The sequence below is a fragment of the Nitrospira sp. genome, assembly GCA_016715825.1.
GTDB lineage: Bacteria > Nitrospirota > Nitrospiria > Nitrospirales > Nitrospiraceae > Nitrospira_D.
The window spans coordinates 326,720-348,840 of sequence record JADJXO010000003.1 but is presented as its reverse complement, the minus strand read 5'-3'; the positions used below and the strand labels follow the sequence as shown (position 1 = coordinate 348,840).

Genomic DNA, 22,121 nt, shown 5'->3' with positions numbered 1-22,121 from the left:
CGTGTCACCCGAATCGTCCGGTGATGTAGTCTTCCGTTTGCTTCTTCGAAGGGTTCGTGAACAGCTGCTTCGTCAGTCCGAACTCGATCAACTGGCCGAGGTACATGAACGCGGTACAATCCGATACCCTAGCCGCTTGCTGCATATTGTGCGTCACGATGACGACGGTCAACTCCTTTTTCAGAGAATGCAGCAATTCTTCAATAATCCCGGTGGCAATCGGATCCAGCGCCGAGCAGGGCTCGTCCATGAGCAGGACATCCGGCTTAACCGCCAGCGCCCGAGCAATACACAGTCGCTGCTGCTGTCCGCCCGACAAACCGAGGGCGCTCTTGTGCAATCGATCTTTAACCTCTTCCCAGAGACCTGCCCCGCGGAGGCTACGCTCAACGATCTCGTCCAAGACCGCCCGATTCTTCAAGCCTTGCAAGCGAGGGCCATATGCCACATTTTCATGGATGGACTTCGGGAAGGGATTCGATTTTTGAAAGACCATGCCCACACGTTTCCGAAGGTCGGTGATATCGATGAGGGGATTGAAAATATCCATGTTGTCGATGAAGATGTTTCCCTCATGCCGAGCCCCCTCGATCAGATCATTGAGGCGATTCATGCAACGGAGCAAGGTGGATTTTCCGCACCCGGAAGGACCAATAAAGGCAGTCACCTGGTTCTCAGGTATCTCCATATCAATCTTGAATAGAGATTGAACCGGCCCGTAAAAAAAGTTGAACCCCTCAATGCGAAGCTTAGGATTTCCTTGCGTGCTCGGTTGGGAAGAAAATTTTGAAACACTCGATTCCATACTCTTCACCTTCGTCGTGGAGGAAGCGGGTGGTTGGGGAGGCACGCGAGACAGAACCTCATACTGTTGATCCAGCATATTTCCTCCTCATCCGGTTTCGCAAGATAATTCCCGTCAGATTAAGGGTAACAACGACGGCAATCAACACTAACGTGGTGACGAAGACCATGGGCTTAGCCGCCTCTACGTTCGGCGATTGAAAGCCGACATCATAAATATGGAACCCCAGATGCATGAACTTTCGGTCCAAGTGAATAAAGGGCCAAGTCCAATCGATCGGCATGGCTGGTGCCAGCTTCACCACACCCGTCAACATCAAGGGAGCCACTTCGCCCGCTGCGCGAGCCATCGCCAGAATCAATCCCGTCAGGATGCCCGGGAGTGCCGTAGGAAGGACGACCTTCCATATCGTCTCCCATTTCGTCGCACCCAACCCGATCGACCCTTCCCGGTACTCTCTCGGCACAGCGGCAAGCCCCTCCTCTGTCGCGACAATGACGACCGGCACGGTCAACAGGGCCAGCGTGAGTGAGGCCCACATGATGCCTCCTGTACCGAACGTCGGAGTCGGCAGTCTGTCGGAGAACCAGAGCGCATCGATCGTCCCACCTACGCCATACACGAAAAACCCCAGCCCGAACACCCCGAAGACGATCGAGGGAACACCGGCCAGATTATTGACCGCGATGCGGACGGTGCGCACAATGACTCCCTGTCGAGCATATTCCCTCAGGTATAAGGCCCCGATCACTCCGAAAGGCGTTACGATGAAACTCATGATCATCACCATCATGACCGTGCCGAATATTGCCGGAAAGATTCCTCCTTCCGTGTTGGCCTCTCGCGGCTCCGTTGTCAACACGGTCCAGATGTTGCCCATATAGACCCACATTTTTTCGAGGGTCGATAGATCATTCGGGCGCAAGACTCGAAGGACTTGCTCACCCGCCAACGCTTTTTCTTTGCCATTAGCATCGACGAGAAGTACTGAGTATGGATGCGGCCCTTCGGTCGCTTCAGTATCAGAAAGAAGTGGAGGTAAGGCTTTCCACACGCCTTCTGCGCCTTCTATGACGACCTGATCTTCCTTTAGGAGCGTCTTGAGCCGTCCATAAAAGTCCCCCCACTCACGCCGCTCCACCATCACAAGATCTACCGGCGTGGCTCGTTCGACGATCTGATCGGCATTGATCCACCGATAGTCCAACCCGTAGAGATCACGATTGCCGATCTTCATCCTGATGCGTGGGATCCCTTTTGGACTCACATCGTCGCCGGCTAACTGTCCGATCACATGTTTTCCGTCCTTCAGCGTCAGTTCGACGAGATCCGCCGGCCAGAAATACCCCAACCCATTGATGAGGATGAGAACCATGAGCCCCGCGATCATGAACAACGACAGGGAAAGCCCCGCCCCACAACCCCAGATGAAGAGCTCCCCGCTCGCCATGAATTGTCTGAACCAGTCTTTCATTGAATCGTCTCGCAACTCGCCATTTGCCGATTTCCTGCATCCCCGCACGACTGCCGTCGGCTACGGCTTATCCCAAATCTCGTCTCTTGCGATCTCTGGTGATTAGAATTGGCTATACTTCTCCCTGAGCCGTTGTCGTATGAGCTCCGCGATCGTGTTGAGCAGGAAGGTCGCCACAAAGAGGAGCAGGCCTGCCAAAAAGAGCGTGCGATACAGAGTCCCCCCATGCGGCGCTTCTGGAATTTCGACCGCGATATTAGCGGAAAGCGTTCGGAACCCGTTGAAGAGGCTCCAGTCCATAATCGGCGTGTTGCCGGTCGCCATCAGGACGATCATGGTCTCTCCCACAGCCCGACCGAGTCCGATCATCAGCGCTGAGAAGATACCTGGGCTGGCTGAGATAAGCACGAGATACACCAGCGTCTGCCATCGTGTCGCGCCCAAGGCCAGGGACCCGGCGATGAGATTCTTGGGAACATTCGTCAAGGCTTCTTCCGAGATACTGTAGATGATAGGGATAATGGCGAACCCCATGGCTACACCGACGACGATGGCATTTCGCTGGTCATAATTGAGCCCGAGCGTCTTTTCGAGCCACGATTTATAATGCCCATCAAACAAGAGCGCTTCCCACCAGGCATTCGTCTCCAGGCATCCCCAGACAACGGCAATGATGACCGGCATCATGAGCAACGCCTCCACACCAGGCCGGATTCGATGCCGGATCGACGCAGGCAATAAGAGAAAGAGTCCGGCGGAAAGGCCAATAGCCAATGGAGTCATCAGCACCATTCCGGTCATCGCGGGGAAGTTCCGCTCCAGAACCGGCGCAAACCAGAGTCCGGCCAAAAATCCAAGGACCACGGTAGGGAGCGCCGCCATGATCTCGATCGTCGGCTTGATCTTGGCCCGATAATCGGGATGCATGAACATGGAGGTGTAGATCGCGGCCAATACGGCCAGCGGGACCGCGAGGAGCATGGCATAGAGAGTCCCCTTGATCGTCCCAAAGATGAGCGGGGTGAGGCTAAATTTGGCCTCAAAGTCGTCCGATCCGCTCGAAGACTGCCACACCAATTCCGGTCGCTCATAGCCCTCATACATCACAGGGGAAAACAGGGTCGCCAGAGTAATTTCCGGATAGGGATTCGCAATCTGGTACCGGATCAGTCGATCATTTTCCGTCACACTGACCAGGCCATCGGCCTTCGGCGAAAAATACGTGCTGCGGAGCGCACCCTGTTGCGATTCGAACGTGAGCAACGTCTGTGCAGACGTCGAATGGTGCAGCCGGATTCCTCCTTCAGCATCTGTCGTGATAAATCCCTTATCCCGCTGCGAAATCGTGACGTCAGTGACCGCGTTCGCATGGGGGGCCAATCGATGAATGGGCGTCATATGGGTCGTATTGGTTGTGGCATGTTCCCGTACCGGCATCCACACGACCACCTGCCCGGCTGCATCGCCGACCACGAGACTCCGGTCACCCATGAGATAGGCCAGCGCGGTGACAGCCTGGCCTCGCTCGGAAGTCTGAGTCGTCTCGGTCAGAACCGGTTTTGCCTCGTCCCGGAGGTCAAAATGGTAGACCTTGCCCTCCTCCGTGCCGACGGCCAAGAGGTCTGCGCGACTCGCGAGCGCAAAGGCCGTCACTCGACCGGAGATATCGGGCGTCAGATCGACCTGTGCCGGTGAGGCGGAGACGGTTCCATCCGGCCGAGAGACGGTACGCACCGTGTTCAGCCACAGATGCTGGTCCCGGAGCAGAGCGGCATACCGAACCTCGGAATCCCCAAGCTGGTAGGCCAGCCTGGTGATCGGTTGCGGAGCTGGGGCCGCAAGAATCGGAGTTCCCACCGTAACCGACGGGGTGATCGAACGTTCATCGCCCTGAAAGTCTTGGGAGAAATCGATCGCGACCGGGATGATACGCCCATCCGCAGTGCCCATGACGAGAGCGTGTCCTTTACCGAAGGCCCGCGCCAACGCGGTAACGGACCCACCCGCCAGGAGGCCCTGTGCAGGGATCCGTGAGATCGCCGACGTGCCCTCCCCCAGGAAGACAAAATCCAATAGATCTCCACGCAACACATAGGCCAGTTCTTGATGTTCGTCGATACCGACCAATGTTGAGGTTGCCGGGCGTTCGAGTGGAGACAGTGTGATCGGCTCAACCGGCGTCGCTTGGGCCGGGAGAAAGAGCGGGATAACTTCCTTGACGAGAAAGACACACATCCCCAGAATGCATAGAATAATGCTGATCCCACCTGCCTTGATGACAAATCGGGTCAACCCATCGGTAATGGATCTGATTTGGCGTCGGCTGAATAGCCCACCCACAAGGGCCGGGGTCGGAATTGAACCCCGGCCTGGGGAGGGATCTCCTTGAAGCACCGATATGGGAGTAAGAGGCGGTAGGCTCATACTTCGACTTGCAATCTCCGTTTCAACGTCTCAGCTCTACGCTTCTCACCAGGTTGTGAGGAGCCATTCACGCTTGGCGCTCGACTCATTCTGGACAACCTGCTTTACATCTATTCGACCTTCGCCAATTCCTTTTCTATCAACGTCTGCGAAAGGGGGAAAAACCCATCTTTGGTGACGACGGCTTGCCCTTCCTTGCTGTAGATAAACTTGATGAATTCTTTCACCAGCGGATCGAGTGGCTTGTTCGGCGCTTTATTGACATAGACCAATAGATGGCGCCAGAGCGGATAGGAGCCGTTCATCGCATTTTCTTGTGTCGGAGCCGCAAAGGATCCACCTTCCTTCTCAGCTAAAGGAAGCGCTCGTATGCCGGACGTCAAATAGCCGATGCCACTGTATCCAATCCCTGCAGGATCTTCCGTCACGCCCTGCACCACGGAAGCCGATCCCGGCTGCTCTTTGACTTCATCTTTGTAGTCACCGTTTTTCAGTGCGTGTTCTTTGAAGAATCCGTAGGTCCCGGATGCGGAATTCCGGCCATAGATGCTGATTGGCGAGGCAGCCAAGTCATCTGTGATGCCCAACTGGCCCCATCGGTCGATGTTCTCTCTGGCGCCCCATCGACGACTCTTTGAGAAGACTGCATCGACCTGAGCCATAGTCATCCCTGGAATAGGATTATCCCTATGCACATAGACCGCTAACGCGTCGATGGCGACTGGGAACGCTGTCGGCTTGTACTTGTACCTGCGCTCAAACGAATCGATCTCTGTGGATTTCATGGGGCGGGACATTGGCCCAAGTTGCGCAGTTCCTTCAATCAATGCCGGTGGTGCCGTGCTGGAGCCCTTCCCCTCAATTTGGATCTTAACCCCAGGGTATTGCTTGCGAAAACCCTCGGCCCACAATGTCATGAGGTTGTTAAGCGTGTCAGAGCCGATACTATTGAGATTCCCGGAAACCCCGGTGACCTTAACATATCCCTTCAGCGCGGGGTCCAACTGGGCAACCTCGTCGGCCATCACCTGTGTCGACATGAGGAGACCGCTAATACCGAACACAAGTGCGGATACCAATCCTAACCGCTTGAAAGGCACGTTCGTACGATTTGTCATATCCGGTCCCTTCTTTGTGAACGACTGACAACCATTATGTATCATGGTGCCGTTCGCCCTATGTTACTGTCGTGTTACGGGTCTGTTAACTTCCTATGACCGACCAATATTTTCAATTGGTCGACCTGCCCTACCCCCTAGAAGGACACATCCCATTGCAGCCTGACCCGATCTTCCGGCGTGAAGCCAGGCTGGGTCAAGTGAGAATAGTCCAGTGTGAGCTTATTGCGATGCATCGCGAAGAACCAGTTGGCCGCGACCGTATGTTCCCTGAGCACATCGCTACGAAGCGCTTCGTTTGGGTCGACGAAGGCGTAACGGTACGCAATTTCGAGCTCCTTCGGAATCATGTCGATCAAGGCATGCGGGAAATACCCGACCTGGGCATAGGCTCCATAACTGGTGGTCTTTTGCTGGTTGGTCTCATTGGTCACATGTTTGACGTGAAACTCTTCCTGGATCGAAAGTCCGTTCCACTTAAAGGCGAACTCCTGCACTCCCTGATCGACCTCGAATTGACCATCTACCACTGTATTGTTTCTGCTACCAGGAAAGACAATCCGATCGGTTCGGTTATGGGCCCCGGCGAACGCGATACTCCCGATCGGCAAGGGCGAGTATTCCACATCAGACTGTGAAAACGGCACATCACGCCCTAAAAAGTTCCATTGAATTCTTCCCATCCAGAGCATCTTCTTGTCGTCATTGCGGGCATTATTGATTCCCGTGCCGGTGAAGACTCCGATGTTGTAGACCAAATAGGCATGGGTCTTTTCAAAGAGATGCCCACCTAACCGAACCCCGATCTGTCGATCAAGGGTAAAGGGTGCATTGACGATCGATCGTTCCACAAACGTCTGGGTGCCAGACGAATCCACCCGTTCCCGGTTGTAATCGATTTTCCACTGCCCCACGCGCAGCGTCGCCCACTTGAACTTCGCAATATCCAGCCGATAATCGAGCATGGTATTGCTCAACCAGTCGTACTCAACGTAGTACTTCAGCCAGGGCACGAAGCCGTGACCACCGATTTTGATACGAGCACGTCGGACACGGAACGAACTATGGTCCTTGTCGTCCGCAGCTGCAGCATTGGCCGGTGCGAGAGAGTCGCCTTCCTGTGGATAGGAGAATCGGAACTGGAGCCGATTTTGGATCAGCATTTCAAACTTTCCGTCGCGGGTTTGAATATCGAACCCATTTTTGTAGCGGACGGAAATCGGAAATTCCGCGTCTCTTGCCTTGCGCTGCTCTTCTTCAGCTTTCTCTGCGTCAGCTTTGGCCCGCAACCACTCTTCCTTCGTGATCTGTCCCTTTTCATACAGAATGTCCGCCAGATCATGAGCGGCTTGGGCACTGCTGGCGCCGAGGACCAGCCCTAACCCGATCACCCCCATAACCATTGCCAACCACAATCGCCTCATCTAGTACCTCCCTTTAGTTAGTCCTGTCACGAAAACGGGAGGAGATATAGAAGACGAGCGTTAAGATGGTGCTACGGAGTTGTTACAGAACTGTTAATTTGTGGGTGATCGATTTCGAGACAAAAGTTGACCTTCATAACAGAACCGCACAAGTTGCTTTACTCTTATCATCTGAGAGCGGTAACGTAGTGATCACACCACACATCTAACAGCTGATGGACATCACATTATGAGACATTCTGGTGTTGTCGTTCTTTTTGGAATTGCGATACTACTTGGTCTTAGTGCCTGTCAGGGTCGACCGGTTCTCACCGAATCCATTTACGAGGATCAATCGTTGATTGTTCGGCTCGCAGTGGACCGGACTGTCGGTGGTGGTCATTCTCACCCTGCCACTGTTGAGGTAGAAGGGATGTCATCCATCCTTTCCGGTGTGATCATTGAGGAGCCGACTGGTCTCGTACCTCCCCTACCGCTGCCGGACCAGAGGAACGAGCCTCCACGGCACCCAGTATTTACCACGGCAGAGATCGAGCTCCTGGCTCCCTTATTAGTTAAAGGGTTGAAGACTGCCAAGCCCGAAGAAATCGTCACGTTTTATTGGATCACTCAACAGCCGCCACCGATCGACCAGGTGACGTCTGGCGGAATCTTTCTCGAGGGTGAGGAACTGCATTTCATACTCGGCAACTATCGTTCGCCTACTCGCTACCCGCCTGATGCGGAGACCATACGATCCCTTGATGGTCGCTCGACGCCCATGCAACCCCTTGTGCCCCAAGAAGCTTCGCTGACCTTCAGCCCGGCAACAGCGCTAGTCCCATCTGAGCAAGGGGCATTAAAGAATCCGTTCCGCGCCAAGCGGCGTGAGATCGCCGTGCTCTTTAAGCAGCTGGTATCGGACACGCTGGACACAATTCACGAATCACACTAAGAGGCCGATTCCATTCCAGACCAGAACCAGACCGAGCCTCCGCTATGGTCGATCGGTATCGCTGCGGCCATTATTTTAATTGCCCCTCTCGTGTTGTACTCACTCGCGCCGACCGGGCCACTGCGTGAGGGGGACACCGTATTTTCTAACGGAGAGCAGCAGGTACGGATCGGTACGCTCGCTCGTGCCACAATAGGCCAGACGGATGAGACCTGTGTATTGGATCCAGACAGTCCCCTGATAATCATGCACCTCTCAGAGATGGAGGCGAACGACTCGTTTATTGCCCAAGTCCAAGGGAATCCATCACATGAGTGGCCGTTTTGCCCCGCTCTCATTGAGATAGTAGTAAAACCCTTTCAAGTATTCCAAAAGCCCGGCCTGTTCAGCGGAATACAGAGTCTACTGATTCGATGGTTCGGCCCATGACTCGGGAAAGTACTACGCCTTCAGGCGCGCCGCAAATTGTTTTCTAAACTTCGCGACCTTCGGGCTGACAACGGCCTGGCAATAGCCTTGCCGCGGATTCCGTGAAAAGTACTCCTGATGATAGGACTCCGCCTGGTACCACCTCGAGGCCGGGGCAACTTGCGTGACGATAGGTGCATTGTACAGCTTTTCGTCGGTGAGGGTCTTGATCATCGCCTCGGCCGTTTGGCGCTGGGCCTGGCTACTGTAGAAGATCGCGGAGCGGTATTGAGTCCCCCTATCGTTTCCCTGACGATTCAGCGTGGTGGGATCGTGAACGGCGAAAAAGATCTCGAGGAGCGCTTGGTATGAAATCACCCGTGGATCGAAGGTCATTCGCACTGCTTCAGCATGCTCGGTCTGGCCTCCACACACCGCGTCATATGTAGGGTTTTCCAAAGTGCCCCCGATATAACCGGACTCAACGGATTCCACACCAATGACTTGGTCATAAACCGCTTCAAGGCACCAGAAGCAGCCTCCGGCGAGAATGGCAACTTCCTTCTCAGATGCTGCTGTTGGTGAGTGCTCTCCCATAGTGCGGCGTATCGGATGAACAGACATGTCGCTTTCAGTGGACGAAACCGGCTAATCCTCTTCCTCCTCTTCGATGTCTTCAATTCCTTCGTAGCTCATCTCCGGAAATGACGCTGATGCCTTTTCACAGGCCGTCTCCACCATCTCTTCTGCATCCTCTGCAGAATCAGCATCGACCAAGAACTTCACAGTGATCGCGTACCTCTGTTCCACCCCCTGACTCCTTTCTCTGTAGTCTCTTCACATATCTATGCTTCAGCTGAGCACCCAGTTCGTACTTTGTGACAGTTGTGGTCGCCGTGTCAACCGTGTTTGACTCAATATCGGTTCAAGATGTCGATGGTGAGACGGACGGAGGGCGTTTGTCCAGAATCAAGAATCCATAAGCCGAACGGTCATGATGGGAAGGAGGACTTGCAAAGAATCAGGATGGAGGGGGAGCTAGCCTTCAGCCTCGAGATCGGAGAGAACTGTTTTGAGCTTTGCAAACTCTTCTGGAGCAATACGCGAAAAGGCGATTCCAAAACTGTTAGCATCCACCCAGCGCACCGTGGCTTCGTCAATGCGCAGCGGCCAATCCAGTCCGGGTACATGAAGTCGGCACTCAAACTTTGATCCGGGCTCGACCTTCATATCACTTTCGATCTTACATCCGCCGGCAGAGATATCCAGAGTCCGACCTTGCCCCTCCTGCCTGTTGCCTGAAAAGGTACTGCGAAACTGCGTGGTGAATCTCGGTTGAACTCGTCGCTCATCCGGTCGAACCTGGGCTGGAATGGGTTCGGAAGCCTCACGCTTAAAGAAAGAACCCAATTTCTTCAACGTTGCCCCCTTACTCTGAGTCTGTCACCCATTCACCACCTTTGGGTGATGGTCGTGTTCGAACTAACGCGGCGAGAGGAGCATATGATCCCGACGATTCTGCTGGTAGCAGGTTTCATCCCGATCAAAGCAGAAAGGTCGCTCTTTGCCATACGAGACGATTGCGATCTGCTTCGGGCTCACTCCAGCGGCCGTGAGATAGTTGCGCGCGGCCTTCGCACGCTTATCCCCCAACACCATATTGTAATCACTGGTCCCTCGCTCATCACAATGGCCCTCAATTCTCAGCACCGCCCCTGGGTGATCCTTCAAGTAGGTCGCATCATGATTGAGCGCTTCCATTCCTTCATCAGACAAGGTCCATTGGTCATAACCAAAGAAGACGTCCCGCAATCCCGCTTCCACCGCCGCCTTTTCTTCCTTCGTTAACTCGGCACGTTGGCGAGAGGTCGTCCCTGATGGATTCAGAGCGGTAGAATATGCCTCCTGTCCAAGGCGTTCCTCAGCCGGATTCCGAGAAAATCCGCTCAGATCTCCACTTGAACTGCTACTTGAAATCTCCGGCAGCTTCTTCGAGCTTGCGCTCCCCGATCCACTTCCATTGTCAGACTGCACCCATTTCTTTCCACACCCTTGGGTCGACAACACGACTGCCGCTACTGCGATCACGGTTACAGATTTAGCTATCGCTCGGTTCATGACCTATCCCCTCCATCGTGGCGTTGCGCCAGGTTGTGTGATGTTCTAATCAGGTGGCGTGGTGAAGTCCCTACCGGTACCCGCCATTCTCTGTCCAAACAAATATAGCACTTGCAGCGAAAATGGCATTGGCAACAGTATGTTACTTCATAAATGAAAGGAGTCCTAATACTTTTGGCTATTTCGCGTGATGCCCGAGAGAGAAAAAGCAGGAAGGGACCTTGTATTCGCTATGGGAATATCAGGATGCGGGTGGAAAGCAGAGGAAGAACCTCAAGGCCATGGACCAGGGCACAAGAAGCAACGGCTATCGCCCTCTCTTACTTATCGATACCCTTGTCTATCAGCCCAGCGAACTGGCCGTAGCACAGTTCCAAGACCCGCTAGTGCACAAATCAGCACCAGCATCGCTAATGCAATAGCAAGGAAAAATGCGGCTCGTACGTCGTGCAAAACGGGGATCATGGTAGCACCCTCCTCTTGCTCGATTGGTTAACTGCGCCATCCGCATTCACAAACCCAAGGGCTCATAGGATCAGCTTTCTGAAGTGCTCGACCACAACAGGGACATTGTCTGGTCCACACAGATCGCCTCAGCCCTTCAAAGTATACACCTCCAAACGGTACTCGCTTTGTATATCGGTACAACCACCGCACGGGATAACCTCTTTTGGGTTCGGCTCGTAGTCTAGATCACTCTTCATAGCCAGAATACCCAGCTTTAGCACGACCTCAGCCGCACCAGCTTGTTCTAAGTTGCCGTAAGCACATGGGAAAACCCACTGGCTCTTATTGTCAGCCAGACAGGAATTTAACCAACCACCTGCGGATTCAAATTGCCAGGAACTTCTTCCCTGGTACAACCTGGGTCCAAATGTCTCCACCGCTAGTGCTAATTGGACTTTACTCCATGTCCATGAAGTCTCTCAACTTCATTTTTTGTGCTTTAGAAGGTATTGGTTGTGGCTGACGGATCTGGATGGAACCAGGAAGGCAATGAGCCGTTATTCCGGTCGGTCGAGTTTGTCAAATCGGGAGGGATACCTTGAAAGCCGAACCCCAACCTATTCTACTCACAAGTCCCTGAAACATGGTGCGCCCGGCAGGAATTGAACCTGCGACCTACGGGTTCGAAGGCTGAAAGTGATAGCACTTAAAAACCCTTGATTTTTGTCCGCTCAACCGCTTTTTCTCAAAATACAGAGGTGGCTCCGGTTGTTTGGACAGCGCAGGCCATTCCTTAAGTGGTGCCTGGCTGATGGCTGACTACGCGGTGGTCTGCCGTGTGGTCAGATTGTCATCATAGACCTGGTCCGGCGTCTGGCCAGCAAGCGCCTGATGCGGTCGGGTCTGGTTATAGAACCGCAGATAGCGCTCCAACCCCTGCTGGGCCGCGCTGATGGTGTCATACGCGTGCAAATACACCTCCTCATATTTCAGGCTCTTCCAGAGTCGCTCCACGAACACGTTATCCCGCCAGCACCCTTTGCCGTCCATGCTGATCTGAATCCCCTGGCCTTTCAAGAGCCCCGTGAACTCCTGGCTGGTGAACTGACACCCTTGGTCGGTGTTGAAGATCTCGGGACAGCCATACTGCGTGATCGCCTCCCGCACGGCGTCGAGACGAAGTCCGTGGTTAGCGTATTGGAGAGCCGCCAGGCCAGTACCCGGCGACTCGCCCAGTCGAGCACTGCGAAGAGATGCACAAAACCCCGGCGCATCGGAATGTCGTGATATCGGCGGCCCACACATGATTTGGGCGCGTGATGGTCAGCTGTCGTAGTAAGTACGGATAAGTCCGGTGAGCGGGATGCCGCTGGCTGGTCCTCGGCTTCCGATAGATCGCCGTGATGCCCATCCGTCGCATCAACGTCGCGACCTGTCGTCTCCCAATAGCGTGGCCCTCTTGCCGGAGGAGATCACGCAGCATGCGGGCGCCGGCAAAGGGATACTGCAGATGCAACTCGTCAATCCGACGCATCAGTGCCAGTGTCGTATCAGGAACGGACCTCGGCTGGTAGGCGGTGGACCGAGCCAGCCGCAGCACCTGGCATTGTCGCCCGATCGGTAATGGATGGGTGCGATCGATCATCGCTTTGCGCTCAGCAAGCCCGCCTTGGTGAGCGCGCCTTCTAAAAATCATTCTCCAGCGTCAGTTGTCCGATCTTTGCGTGCAAGGTCTTGAGGTCCGGCGCCTCTGCCGGTGGTTTCGACCCGCCAAACACGTCCGCCGCCCGGGCCAGGAGCTGCTGCTTCCACTCGGTGATCTGGGTGGGATGGACCTGAATTGCTCAGCCAATTCCGCCACCGTCTTCTCTCCTTTGACAGCGGCCAACGCCACCTGGACCTTAAAGGTCGCTCCATGATTCCGTCGGGTTCTTTTCATCGCCTCGCTCCTTTGTGTTGCCACCACTCGATGGCCTTGGTGAAGCCAGGCTACCACTTAGCACACTGTCCGAATTTCCGGAGCCCCCTCTTACAAGTGACTTAACATAGTCCGCACTAGTCGAGTTAATTCTATTGGGTTCAGCCCTGTTCAATAGTTTAAGACATAAAAATACCACATCGCAGGCCCGTTGAATGAACAGATGCGAAGCGCTGGTGATTACCTGAGAGTGGACCATCCGTCTTGGACGCCTGGCAATTCTCTCCGCACTCATTCCACTCGGTCTTCGAAATCATATGCGAACTAAGGAAGTCTCCGGAAGGCCGGAGGCTTCCAAGAAAAACCGATCAGCGCTTCAATGTGTGAGCGGTCATTTACTCCTTCGCCTCGATGGCGACATGCATGAGCGCCTCCAGGTCGTTGAGGCCGAACGAGGTGCCGTTGCGCCAGGCACCGGACTGATCCTTGAACGGCCGCGAAAAGGTCGTGGCGAAGAACGGCACTTTCTCGCTCACATTCCGCCAGATCGTCGCTTTGATGTTGCCACATCGCAGCGTTATGGCCATGGCGTTTCCTCCCTGTTGTTGAACTGCAGGTGACTCTCTCACGGGAGGAGGAGAGGCACCGCACAATTCATAGAGGAAACAGCAGGCAGGGGCCGGAAGCGGCGGACCGGAGAGGCTCACACAGCAGGAGTGACAGCCTACTGGCGCATCCGGTGCGCCTCGCCGGTGTCAGTTGGTCGACTGTGGCCGGTGGCGACCAGAACTCTAGAACTGTACAGGGGGCACAGGGGTCTTCGCCTAAAAAAGTAAAACTTACGGTTTTCAGGGAAGGTCACTATTGCAATGGCTTTCTCAATATTGAATGCAGCATGAACTAATTACAGCCTCTCACTGGTTCTAGATGTTCCCGTGCTTCCCCTTCATTCCTGTATATTGTTTCGTAAAATTCATCACACTGTTCCGGCAGAATACTTGACAACCGCTAATATGTCCATTAGTCTGGACACATGGATTCTAGGCAAGCCACGACCGCATTTGCCGCTCTTTCACAGGATACTCGCCTGCGCGTGTTCCGCTTGCTCGTCGAATACGGACAGGATGGGACACCAGCCGGAACGTTGAGCGAGACGCTCGGCATCCCGCATAACACGATGTCATTCCATCTGTCGCAGATGAGCCATGCCGGGCTTGTCCAGTCGCGCCGTGAAAGTCGCTCTATTATTTACACAGCCAATTTTGAGTTCTTCACCGACCTCATCCGCTATATGGTGAAGGATTGTTGCCGCATGGAGTTCGCCAGCATTCGCGAGGATACACAGCGCGGCTGTTCGGTGATCGAACTGCCTACGTGCTGTCCACCGAAGGGAAAGGAGAAACGCTCATGAAACGTCTGCACATTCATATAGGGGTTGACAACATTGAAGAGTCCGTCCGCTTTTATAGTGCTCTCTTTGGCGCCGCTCCGGTGAAAACCAAAGCAGATTATGCCAAATGGCTGCTCAATGACCCGCACGTGAATTTTGCGGTGTCGACCCGTGCCAAGACGAGGGGCATTGACCATCTCGGCATTCAGGTGGATGACGAGGCGGAATTAACCGCGCTGCGGGAACAGATCGAGGCCGCCGAGCTACCTGCCATCGATGAGGGTGAAACGGTCTGCTGTTATGCCAAGTCTGACAAATCGTGGGTGCAAGACCCGGCGGGCATTGCCTGGGAAGCCTATCGCACGATGGAGGATGCCGAGCTCTTCTCAGGCAAGTCCCCCACTGCGGACAGTGCCTGTTGCACTCCGCAGACGATGGGAACGCCTGCGTGCTGCGAACCCTCAGAGAAAACCGCTGGCTGCTGTGGTTAAGGAGCGAGCGCTATTCTATGGATGCCGCTGTTGCGCCAGTTCTTCCCATCAAGGCGAATGAGAAACGGCTGAACCTGTTTGAACGGAATCTCACCGTGTGGGTTGGTCTGTGCATGGGAGCGGGGCTTCTCCTCGGCCACTCGTCTCCGGCTGCGGTGCAACTGCTGCGTAGTATGGAGTTCGGGCAAGGCGGCCACGTCAATGTTCCTATCGCCGTCCTGATCTGGCTGATGATTATCCCGATGATGATGAAGGTCGATTTTGCCGCGGTGCGCGATGTCGGCAAACGGCCACGCGGCGTGCTGGTGACGCTATTTGTGAACTGGGTGGTGAAGCCCTTTTCGATGGCCTTCTTCGCGTGGCTGTTCTTCCGGTTCGTGTTTTCGCCGTGGATGACGGCCGATGATGCCGACCAATATATTGCCGGGGCGATCATCCTTGCGGCGGCACCCTGTACGGCGATGGTCTTCGTCTGGAGCTATCTGACGGACGGCGATCCAGCCTATACGCTGGTGCAAGTCTCGGTGAACGACCTCATCATGCTGGTGCTGTTTGCGCCGCTGGTGGGATTTCTGGTGAGCGGAGCCTCATCACTTCATGTTCCCTATGAGGTGTTGCTGTACTCCGTGCTGGCCTTTATCGTCATTCCCTTAACCATCGGAGTGCTGCTGCGGCAGTGGTGTATCCGGAAGCACGGTCAGGCATGGTTTGACCAGACGCTGCTACCTCGTTTTGCTCCCCTGACAATCGCGGCGCTGCTGGCCACGCTGGTGCTGATCTTCGCGTTTCAGGCCGACAATATCAGCGGCAAAGGGTGGCATGTGGCGTTGATTGCCGTTCCGCTGCTCCTACAGGTGTATTTCAATGCCTCGCTGACCTACGGCCTGATGAAATGGCTGAAGGTACCGTATGCGGTCGCCGCACCCGGTGCCCTTATCGGAGCCAGCAACTTCTTTGAGCTTGCGGTCGCTACTGCGATCGCGCTTTACGGTGCGGAATCTGGTGCCGCCCTCGTTACTGTAGTCGGGGTGCTGGTGGAAGTCCCGGTGATGCTGTCTGTCTGCGCGGCCTGCAACCGGACACGAGACTGGTTTCCAGCAGAGGCTGCGCGATGAAACAGAATGTTCTCTTTCTCTGTACGGGTAATTCCTGCCGCAGCCAAATGGCAGAGGGCTGGCTGCGCCACTTGGCTGGAGATCGATTTTATGTTGCGAGTGCCGGAACGCATCCTGTCGGCCTGAATCCCTATGCCGTGACGGTCATGGGCGAGGCTGGCGTCGATATTTCCAAGCATGTGTCCGAACGGGTGGATTCCTATGTGGATCAACCCTTCCACTATGTGATTACGGTCTGTGACCGGGCACAGGAAACTTGTCCGGTGTTTCCCGGCGCCAGGAACATGCTGCATTGGAATTTTGACGACCCGGCACACGCGATAGGAACGTACAAACAGAAATTAATTGTCTTTCGCAAAACCCGAGATGAAATTGCGGATAGGATTCGCCAATTTCTTACCGAAGGAGGCGTATGAACGGCCCTTGCCTTAAAATTTCGAAACAACCTACTAAGAACAATGGCTTGAAATTGTGACGGTTTCCTCGTTTATCATGCAAATCAAGGCGTTGATGGGTTTCTACTGATTCGATTGATTCTGTCGAGTACGGTCACTTTCGCAGAGTTTTAGCACAACATTAGCAGCGCCGGTCGAAAAGACACCGGCTGTACCGTTGCAAACCATTGAATCTATGGTGCGCCCGGCAGGAATTGAACCTGCGACCTACGGGTTCGAAGCCCGGCGCTCTATCCAACTGAGCTACGGGCGCAGCGGAGTTACATGATCATGTTAGGGCGAGTCTTGTCAAGGTTGAGAGGGGGGAGGGGAATCGGAACGGCTACAGCCTCTCGAGAATCTCATCAGCGACTTCCGAGAAAGATCGTCCGTCTGTCTCGATGACATAGTCCCCCGCCGCTTGATACTTTGGCTGGCGGTCCCGCAGGACATCTTGAATTTCATCGACAAACGACTTGGTTCCGGTGAGTGAGGGTCTTTGCGTATCCGACCCGATTCGCTTGGCAATGGTTTCGACCGAGGCAGTCAGCCAGAACAACTTCCCGGTCTGCTTTAACACGTCAACGTTCTGCGATCGAAGGATTGCGCCACCGCCTGTGTCGATGATCAGTCCGTCCTGCCCTGCCAATTCCTGACAGACTTTGGACTCCAGATCGCGAAAATATTCCCATCCGTGTTGCTCAACGATTGCAGGAATGGTGTGGCCCGCCAATCTCACGACCTCGGCATCCGTCGACAGAACAGGACGATCAAGCCGTGCCGCCAAAACCTTCCCCACACTACTCTTTCCCGTCCCTCGATACCCGATCAGCACCACATTCATCGGAAATGAGATTCCAATACTCCGCGCATGATATCAACCGGGGCCTTCTGATTGGTCCACAGTTCAAACTGCGCAACCGCTTGATGGAGAAACATCTCTAATCCAGGAATCGTTTTGCAACCCACGGCTTTGGCATCTCTCAACAGTTTAGTTTCGAGTGGGTTGTAGACAATATCCATAACGGTGAGCGCACGATGCAGAAGTGAAGCAGGAACACAGCTGGCATCGACTTTCGGAGACATCCCGACAGGGGTGGAATGGATCAACACGTTCGTGTCAGGCAAGCTCTTGCGAAGTGAAGACTCATCAAGATGAAGATCTTCGACGGTCACAGCTGCCTGAGAGCGAAGCTCATGAGCCAACGACGTCCGTTCACCATCGTCAATTCCCAATACTGTCAACTTGGCTAGGGATGAGTCCGCCGTGAGTGCAAATGCGATGGCGCGTGCCGCTCCGCCAGATCCGATCAGCATCACGCTCTGACCGTTGAGTACTGCTCCCCCTTCTCTTAATGCTCGCAGAGCGCCTGTGGCGTCCGTATTATATCCCGTGAGGGTGCCGTTGTCGGAAACGATGGTGTTGATCGCCCCAATCCGCCGGGCCGTCTCTTCCACATGTTCAAGAAACGGTATCGCGGCCACCTTGTGAGGAATCGTCACGCTCGCTCCGCGGAAGTTCCCTAACGCGCGAAGTCCCTTCAGCGCATCACCGATTGCTTCTACCTGCCAGGCCAGATAGACAAAATTGAGCCCCAGTTTGCGAAACGCTTCGTTGTGAATAGCAGGCGAAAGAGAATGCCCGACCGGATTTCCAATCACCCCGCAAAATTTCGTCTGTGTATCGATATTCATCGTTGTATGCAGACAACTCGATGGATCGGATAAACCGTTAGCCCTTGCAGACGGTCATACCTCCATCAATAGGGAACGTCGTTCCGGTCACCCACGTCGATTCATCCGAGGCAAGATAGAGAATCAGGTTCGCCACCTCCTCCGGCTTCCCCGGACGCCGGATCGCGTATTGCGCAAGGATGGACTGGAGCATGTCCGGGTTTGCCATCAGGGAAGCGGCCATGGGTGTATCGATGAGGCCAGGATTTACCACATTACATCGAATCCCTTCCTGAGCATATTCGACTGCCACCGCCCGGGTGAAGGCGTCCAGGGCACCCTTGGATGCCGTATAGGCGGCTAAACCGGACAGGCCCACTAAACTGGCAACTGAGGAAATATTGATGATGGCCCCGCGCCCCTGCTTCTGCATCTGAGGGAGGACGGCTCTTGTCATCCGGAACACACCTGTCACGTTGACATCGATCACATTCGCCCACGTGGTATCATCGGTTTCATGGGTCCGCTTTCCAAAGGCCCCGATACCGGCATTATTGACGAGCACATCAATTTTTCCAAAACTATCGAGCGTGCGACGGATAATATCCTGCACATGAGCTTCATCCGTCACTGAGCCGGCAACACCAAGTACGGTTCCCTTGTGGAGCCGGATAACATTCACAACATGGTCTAATTCCTGTTGCCGACGCCCGGTAATCACAACCGATGCACCCTCATCGGCGAAACGCTTTGCAATCGCTTCACCGATTCCCGCATTTCCTCCCGTCACTACAGCAACCTTCCCCTCTAGTCGTTTCATATGTGCCGATCCTCTTCTGTGCCCTCAGTCCTATTCACACCCTCATCACCACAATCTTCTAACTCAAGTTTTGGTCCAAGAACTCCCGGCTCTATCTTCCGCGCGACCGTAATGAAACCGGAATGTGCCACCATACGATGATCAGGCCGCACGCTACGACCCTGTACTGCCCACGTTCTCAACAACGTTTCGAACGTTTCGATCATGCCGAACACAGTCGCTCGCTCAAGCGCCTCTACGGTTCGCATGACTTGAGGCACCGTGGGCACAAAGCTCAGATAGATACCGCCGGAACGAAGCACCCCGGACGCATGGGGAACAACCTGCCACGGCTCAGGGAGGTCGAGGACCACTCGGTCAAAAGGAATTTGGTCATCAAGGAGGTCGATGCCCTCATAGGCGCTTTTCCTGAACGACATCAAGTTCGCTGGGTTGATGTACCGCGAGATATTGGCCGCTGCCGTGCTCGCGAAGTCGTCCCTGACTTCATAGGTCACCACCACGCCGTCCTGACCCACTGCACGCAAGAGCGCCATGGTCAGCGCTCCTGAGCCAGTCCCGGCCTCGAACACCCGAGCTCCCGGATAGATATCAGCCCACATGGGTATGATCGCAAGATCCTTGGGATAGAGGACCTGTGCCCCGCGCGGCATTTTGAGTACATAGTCGCCGAACGTTGGGCGAAGCGCCACCATCTTCTTCCCGCCAGACAGTGTGACGATGGAGCCATCAGGACGACCGATGAGGACATCATGCGCAATTTTTTGCCCGCTAAACTGGTAGGTCTCCCCTGCTTTGAGCGTAAGGGCGTATTGCCGTCTTTTGTGATCAACGAGATGAATCCGGTCGCCGCTGGATAGTTTCGACATGACCGGCATTCTAGGAGGTTCGTTCCTCAGTTTGCAACCAAGTGCCATTCCTTGATAGGGTAATTGATGGACGCTAACGTCCTATCATCATTGAAGTTTTTCACGATGACTGGTGATGATCAAGAATCAAGCACATCGTTAGTTTCTGTCCTCCCCAAGACGGTCGTAGGACTAGCCTTGGTGGTTTGCTCAACCTTCGCTAGCTACTCTGTTCACGCCAAAGAACTGGTCATCGCGAACTACGAAGGGGTCATTAACCCCGTTGCAGCGGAATACCTGCATGATGCGCTCGATTTCGCGCAATCGTCCGGGGGCTGAAGCCTTGATCCTGAAACTCGACACCCCCGGAGGGTTGGATACCTCCATGCGGCTGATGATCAAGGATATTACAGGTTCGCCTCTTCCAGTCATTGTGTTCGTCTCACCTTCGGGAGGTCGTGCTGCCTCAGCAGGTGTTTTTCTCACCATGGCCGCTCATGTCGCCGCCATGGCACCGGGCACCAATATTGGAGCGGCGCATCCAGTCGCGATGGGCGGCGGCGAGCTGGACAACACCATGAAGGAAAAAGTCGAAAACGACTCGGTCGCCTACCTCAAGAGCCTCGCGGAACAGCGCGGCCGCAATGTATCATGGGCTGAGGATGCAGTCCGGAAGAGTGTGTCAGTGACGGAACAAGAAGCCTTGAAACTCAACATCATCGACCTGGTCGCCGAGGATATTCCCAGCCTGCTGAAACATCTGCAGGGCAGAAGGATTGTTCTCCCTCATGGACCAGTCACGCTATCAGGCGATCCTCCGACCCTCAAAGAGTTTCCAATGGGAACGCGTCTTGAGCTGCTCAAGACACTGAGTGATCCAAATATCGCCTACCTACTGATGTCCATTGGGACGATCGGAATTATGGCGGAGCTTTACAGCCCCGGAGCAATCCTACCCGGCATCATTGGAGCCATCAGCTTGATTCTGGCTTTCTATTCTCTGCAATCGCTGCCCGTGAACTATGCCGGCGCACTCCTGGTGATACTCGGTGTCGTGTTTCTTCTGCTTGAAATCACCGTCACAAGCTACGGGTTGCTCGCTTTGGGAGGCGTAACGGCCATGACGCTGGGCGGTCTGTTCCTCATCAAGAGCGACGCTCCTTTTCTGCAGATATCCCTTTCATTCTTGTTGCCCACTGTGATGGCAGTCGGCGCCCTGGTCGGGGTCGTGGCTTGGATAGCCATCAAGGGCACCCGCGGGAAGCCGATCACCGGGGCGGAGGGAATGATCGGGGCAATCGGAATCGCGAAGACAGATCTGAATCCACATGGCCAGATAACCGTACAGGGAGAGATCTGGGAAGCAGTCAGCCAAAATCCTATTCGTCAAGGCGAGGCTGCAGAAGTGATGTCGATCGAAGGGCTGACACTTCATGTAGCGCCCACTCACAAATCACACTGACCGAGCGAAGGAGCCATCATGTCACTCCTGTTGCCAATAGTCCTATTGGGTATGCTGCTGTATGCGAGCTTCAAACGGGTGATGGAATACGAACGTCTTGTGGTGTTCGTCCTCGGAAAGTTTCAAACAGTGAAAGGGCCGGGAATCAGACTGGTAATCCCAGGTCTTCAACAAATGGTCCGCGTAAATCTCCAAACCGTTACGATGGAGGTTCCGTCGCAGGACGTCATCACACGAGACAACATCTCCGTCAAGGTCAACGCCGTCATTTTCCTCAGAGTGGTTGACCCCCAGCGAGCCGTCCTTGCCGTACAGGATTATCTCTATTCCACCTCACAGGTAGCCCAGACGACTCTTCGCAGTGTCTTGGGTCAAAGCCAACTTGATGACTTGCTGGCAAAACGTGACGATATCAACGCGGAGCTCCAGCGCATCATCGACCAGCAGACCGAGCCCTGGGGAGTCAAGGTCGCCGCGGTCGAGGTCAAAAATGTGGATATTCCTCAGGACATGCAACGAGCGATCGCTCGGCAAGCTGAAGCAGAGCGAGAACGGCGGGCAAAAATCATTCATGCCGAAGGTGAGTTTCAAGCGGCCCAGAAACTTGCTGAAGCGGCAGACGTCATTAGTCAAAATCCTGCGGCACTTCAATTACGATATCTCCAAACACTTGTCGAGATTGCGGGAGAGAAGAACTCGACCACGATCTTCCCCATCCCGGTTGATACACTTGGCCCTTTCATAAAGGGACTCTTTTCCAAGTAGTGTAGTATTTCTGTTGAACCGCTTGCGTCAATCACACAGAGATGCCGCATAA

The 22,121-nt window shown here is 54.5% G+C and carries 21 protein-coding genes, 1 tRNA gene and 1 pseudogene; 7 read left to right on the top strand and 16 right to left on the bottom strand.

Annotation, left to right across the window (positions count from 1 at the left end):
• Positions 1–4: 4 nt before the first annotated feature.
• From IPM58_11425 to IPM58_11405, 5 genes are all read right to left on the bottom strand, one after another.
• Positions 5–805, bottom strand: a complete 801-nt coding sequence (locus tag IPM58_11425; GenBank protein MBK9307669.1) for a phosphate ABC transporter ATP-binding protein — start codon at positions 803–805, stop codon at positions 5–7.
• Between the two features lie 58 nt (positions 806–863).
• A complete protein-coding gene (gene pstA, locus IPM58_11420) occupies positions 864–2,279 on the bottom strand; it encodes a phosphate ABC transporter permease PstA (GenBank protein MBK9307668.1) in 1,416 nt (471 codons plus the stop codon).
• Positions 2,280–2,381: 102 nt separating this feature from the next.
• Entirely contained in the window at positions 2,382–4,703 is a 2,322-nt protein-coding gene (locus IPM58_11415) for an ABC transporter permease subunit (GenBank protein MBK9307667.1), read from the bottom strand.
• Between the two features lie 110 nt (positions 4,704–4,813).
• Positions 4,814–5,821, bottom strand: a complete 1,008-nt coding sequence (locus IPM58_11410) for a phosphate ABC transporter substrate-binding protein (protein ID MBK9307666.1) — start codon at positions 5,819–5,821, stop codon at positions 4,814–4,816.
• A gap of 137 nt (positions 5,822–5,958) precedes the next feature.
• Complete coding sequence (locus IPM58_11405) at positions 5,959–7,245, bottom strand: porin (GenBank protein ID MBK9307665.1); 1,287 nt, start codon at positions 7,243–7,245, stop codon at positions 5,959–5,961.
• A 229-nt stretch (positions 7,246–7,474) separates the two neighbouring features.
• Between IPM58_11405 and IPM58_11400 the strand changes: the two genes are divergently transcribed.
• Complete coding sequence (locus IPM58_11400; GenBank protein ID MBK9307664.1) at positions 7,475–8,179, top strand: hypothetical protein; 705 nt, start codon at positions 7,475–7,477, stop codon at positions 8,177–8,179.
• A gap of 441 nt (positions 8,180–8,620) precedes the next feature.
• Here IPM58_11400 and msrA read toward each other — a convergent pair whose 3' ends face one another.
• The 6 genes and pseudogenes from msrA to IPM58_11370 form a co-directional block, all read right to left on the bottom strand.
• On the bottom strand, positions 8,621–9,184 hold the full coding sequence (msrA, locus tag IPM58_11395) for a peptide-methionine (S)-S-oxide reductase MsrA (GenBank protein ID MBK9307663.1): 564 nt from the start codon (positions 9,182–9,184) through the stop codon (positions 8,621–8,623).
• 51 nt (positions 9,185–9,235) lie between these two features.
• On the bottom strand, positions 9,236–9,397 hold the full coding sequence (locus tag IPM58_11390) for a hypothetical protein (GenBank protein ID MBK9307662.1): 162 nt from the start codon (positions 9,395–9,397) through the stop codon (positions 9,236–9,238).
• 228 nt (positions 9,398–9,625) lie between these two features.
• On the bottom strand, positions 9,626–10,006 hold the full coding sequence (locus IPM58_11385) for a PilZ domain-containing protein (protein MBK9307661.1): 381 nt from the start codon (positions 10,004–10,006) through the stop codon (positions 9,626–9,628).
• 63 nt (positions 10,007–10,069) lie between these two features.
• Complete coding sequence (gene pal, locus IPM58_11380) at positions 10,070–10,705, bottom strand: peptidoglycan-associated lipoprotein Pal (protein ID MBK9307660.1); 636 nt, start codon at positions 10,703–10,705, stop codon at positions 10,070–10,072.
• A gap of 1,266 nt (positions 10,706–11,971) precedes the next feature.
• Positions 11,972–13,091: pseudogene (locus IPM58_11375) on the bottom strand (IS3 family transposase).
• A gap of 374 nt (positions 13,092–13,465) precedes the next feature.
• Positions 13,466–13,657 carry a hypothetical protein gene (locus IPM58_11370; protein MBK9307659.1) on the bottom strand — a complete coding sequence of 64 codons (192 nt, stop codon included), beginning with the start codon at positions 13,655–13,657 and terminating at the stop codon, positions 13,466–13,468.
• Between the two features lie 446 nt (positions 13,658–14,103).
• Between IPM58_11370 and IPM58_11365 the strand changes: the two genes are divergently transcribed.
• From IPM58_11365 to IPM58_11350, 4 genes are read left to right on the top strand one after another with little or no spacing between them, the layout of a single operon-like run.
• Entirely contained in the window at positions 14,104–14,481 is a 378-nt protein-coding gene (locus tag IPM58_11365) for a helix-turn-helix transcriptional regulator (GenBank protein MBK9307658.1), read from the top strand.
• On the top strand, positions 14,478–14,951 hold the full coding sequence (locus IPM58_11360; GenBank protein ID MBK9307657.1) for a VOC family protein: 474 nt from the start codon (positions 14,478–14,480) through the stop codon (positions 14,949–14,951). The genes IPM58_11365 and IPM58_11360 overlap by 4 nt, the downstream gene beginning before the upstream one ends.
• 17 nt (positions 14,952–14,968) lie before the next feature.
• Positions 14,969–16,066 carry an ACR3 family arsenite efflux transporter gene (gene arsB / locus IPM58_11355; GenBank protein MBK9307656.1) on the top strand — a complete coding sequence of 366 codons (1,098 nt, stop codon included), beginning with the start codon at positions 14,969–14,971 and terminating at the stop codon, positions 16,064–16,066.
• The gene (locus IPM58_11350) at positions 16,063–16,482 is read left to right on the top strand and encodes an arsenate reductase ArsC (protein ID MBK9307655.1); all 420 of its coding nucleotides are present in this window, start codon (positions 16,063–16,065) and stop codon (positions 16,480–16,482) included. The genes arsB and IPM58_11350 overlap by 4 nt, the downstream gene beginning before the upstream one ends.
• A 215-nt stretch (positions 16,483–16,697) precedes the next feature.
• Here the strand turns inward: IPM58_11350 and IPM58_11345 are convergent.
• From IPM58_11345 to IPM58_11325, 5 genes are all read right to left on the bottom strand, one after another.
• A tRNA-Arg gene (locus tag IPM58_11345) sits at positions 16,698–16,774 on the bottom strand.
• A gap of 69 nt (positions 16,775–16,843) precedes the next feature.
• Positions 16,844–17,344 (bottom strand): shikimate kinase, encoded by a 501-nt coding sequence (locus IPM58_11340; protein ID MBK9307654.1) that lies wholly within the window; start codon positions 17,342–17,344, stop codon positions 16,844–16,846.
• Entirely contained in the window at positions 17,341–18,195 is an 855-nt protein-coding gene (locus IPM58_11335) for a shikimate dehydrogenase (protein ID MBK9307653.1), read from the bottom strand. Before IPM58_11335 ends, IPM58_11340 begins: the two co-directional genes overlap by 4 nt.
• Before the next feature lie 37 nt (positions 18,196–18,232).
• The gene (locus IPM58_11330) at positions 18,233–18,994 is read right to left on the bottom strand and encodes a glucose 1-dehydrogenase (GenBank protein MBK9307652.1); all 762 of its coding nucleotides are present in this window, start codon (positions 18,992–18,994) and stop codon (positions 18,233–18,235) included.
• On the bottom strand, positions 18,991–19,863 hold the full coding sequence (locus tag IPM58_11325) for a tRNA (adenine-N1)-methyltransferase (GenBank protein ID MBK9307651.1): 873 nt from the start codon (positions 19,861–19,863) through the stop codon (positions 18,991–18,993). The genes IPM58_11330 and IPM58_11325 overlap by 4 nt, the downstream gene beginning before the upstream one ends.
• A gap of 280 nt (positions 19,864–20,143) precedes the next feature.
• On the opposite strand from IPM58_11325, the gene IPM58_11320 reads away from it, so the two are divergent.
• Both IPM58_11320 and IPM58_11315 read left to right on the top strand, forming a co-directional pair.
• Positions 20,144–21,304: a nodulation protein NfeD gene (locus IPM58_11320; GenBank protein ID MBK9307650.1), complete on the top strand. Its 1,161-nt coding sequence runs from the start codon at positions 20,144–20,146 to the stop codon at positions 21,302–21,304.
• A gap of 18 nt (positions 21,305–21,322) precedes the next feature.
• Complete coding sequence (locus tag IPM58_11315; protein MBK9307649.1) at positions 21,323–22,069, top strand: slipin family protein; 747 nt, start codon at positions 21,323–21,325, stop codon at positions 22,067–22,069.
• Positions 22,070–22,121: the final 52 nt, after the last annotated feature.

Excerpts from the sequence above, each read along its gene's own strand:
- IPM58_11365 (MBK9307658.1), top strand. The coding sequence starts at position 14,104 with ATGGATTCTAGGCAAGCCACGACCGCATTTGCCGCTCTTTCACAGGAT.
- IPM58_11335 (MBK9307653.1), bottom strand. The coding sequence starts at position 18,195 with ATGAATATCGATACACAGACGAAATTTTGCGGGGTGATTGGAAATCCG.
- IPM58_11415 (MBK9307667.1), bottom strand. The coding sequence starts at position 4,703 with ATGAGCCTACCGCCTCTTACTCCCATATCGGTGCTTCAAGGAGATCCC.
- IPM58_11425 (MBK9307669.1), bottom strand. The coding sequence starts at position 805 with ATGGAATCGAGTGTTTCAAAATTTTCTTCCCAACCGAGCACGCAAGGA.
- IPM58_11410 (MBK9307666.1), bottom strand. The coding sequence starts at position 5,821 with ATGACAAATCGTACGAACGTGCCTTTCAAGCGGTTAGGATTGGTATCC.
- IPM58_11325 (MBK9307651.1), bottom strand. The coding sequence starts at position 19,863 with ATGTCGAAACTATCCAGCGGCGACCGGATTCATCTCGTTGATCACAAA.
- IPM58_11340 (MBK9307654.1), bottom strand. The coding sequence starts at position 17,344 with ATGAATGTGGTGCTGATCGGGTATCGAGGGACGGGAAAGAGTAGTGTG.
- IPM58_11320 (MBK9307650.1), top strand. The coding sequence starts at position 20,144 with ATGATGCGCTCGATTTCGCGCAATCGTCCGGGGGCTGAAGCCTTGATC.
- IPM58_11405 (MBK9307665.1), bottom strand. The coding sequence starts at position 7,245 with ATGAGGCGATTGTGGTTGGCAATGGTTATGGGGGTGATCGGGTTAGGG.
- IPM58_11330 (MBK9307652.1), bottom strand. The coding sequence starts at position 18,994 with ATGAAACGACTAGAGGGGAAGGTTGCTGTAGTGACGGGAGGAAATGCG.
- IPM58_11370 (MBK9307659.1), bottom strand. The coding sequence starts at position 13,657 with ATGGCCATAACGCTGCGATGTGGCAACATCAAAGCGACGATCTGGCGG.
- pstA (MBK9307668.1), bottom strand. The coding sequence starts at position 2,279 with ATGAAAGACTGGTTCAGACAATTCATGGCGAGCGGGGAGCTCTTCATC.
- IPM58_11400 (MBK9307664.1), top strand. The coding sequence starts at position 7,475 with ATGAGACATTCTGGTGTTGTCGTTCTTTTTGGAATTGCGATACTACTT.
- IPM58_11315 (MBK9307649.1), top strand. The coding sequence starts at position 21,323 with ATGTCACTCCTGTTGCCAATAGTCCTATTGGGTATGCTGCTGTATGCG.
- IPM58_11360 (MBK9307657.1), top strand. The coding sequence starts at position 14,478 with ATGAAACGTCTGCACATTCATATAGGGGTTGACAACATTGAAGAGTCC.
- pal (MBK9307660.1), bottom strand. The coding sequence starts at position 10,705 with ATGAACCGAGCGATAGCTAAATCTGTAACCGTGATCGCAGTAGCGGCA.
- arsB (MBK9307656.1), top strand. The coding sequence starts at position 14,969 with ATGGATGCCGCTGTTGCGCCAGTTCTTCCCATCAAGGCGAATGAGAAA.
- IPM58_11350 (MBK9307655.1), top strand. The coding sequence starts at position 16,063 with ATGAAACAGAATGTTCTCTTTCTCTGTACGGGTAATTCCTGCCGCAGC.
- msrA (MBK9307663.1), bottom strand. The coding sequence starts at position 9,184 with ATGGGAGAGCACTCACCAACAGCAGCATCTGAGAAGGAAGTTGCCATT.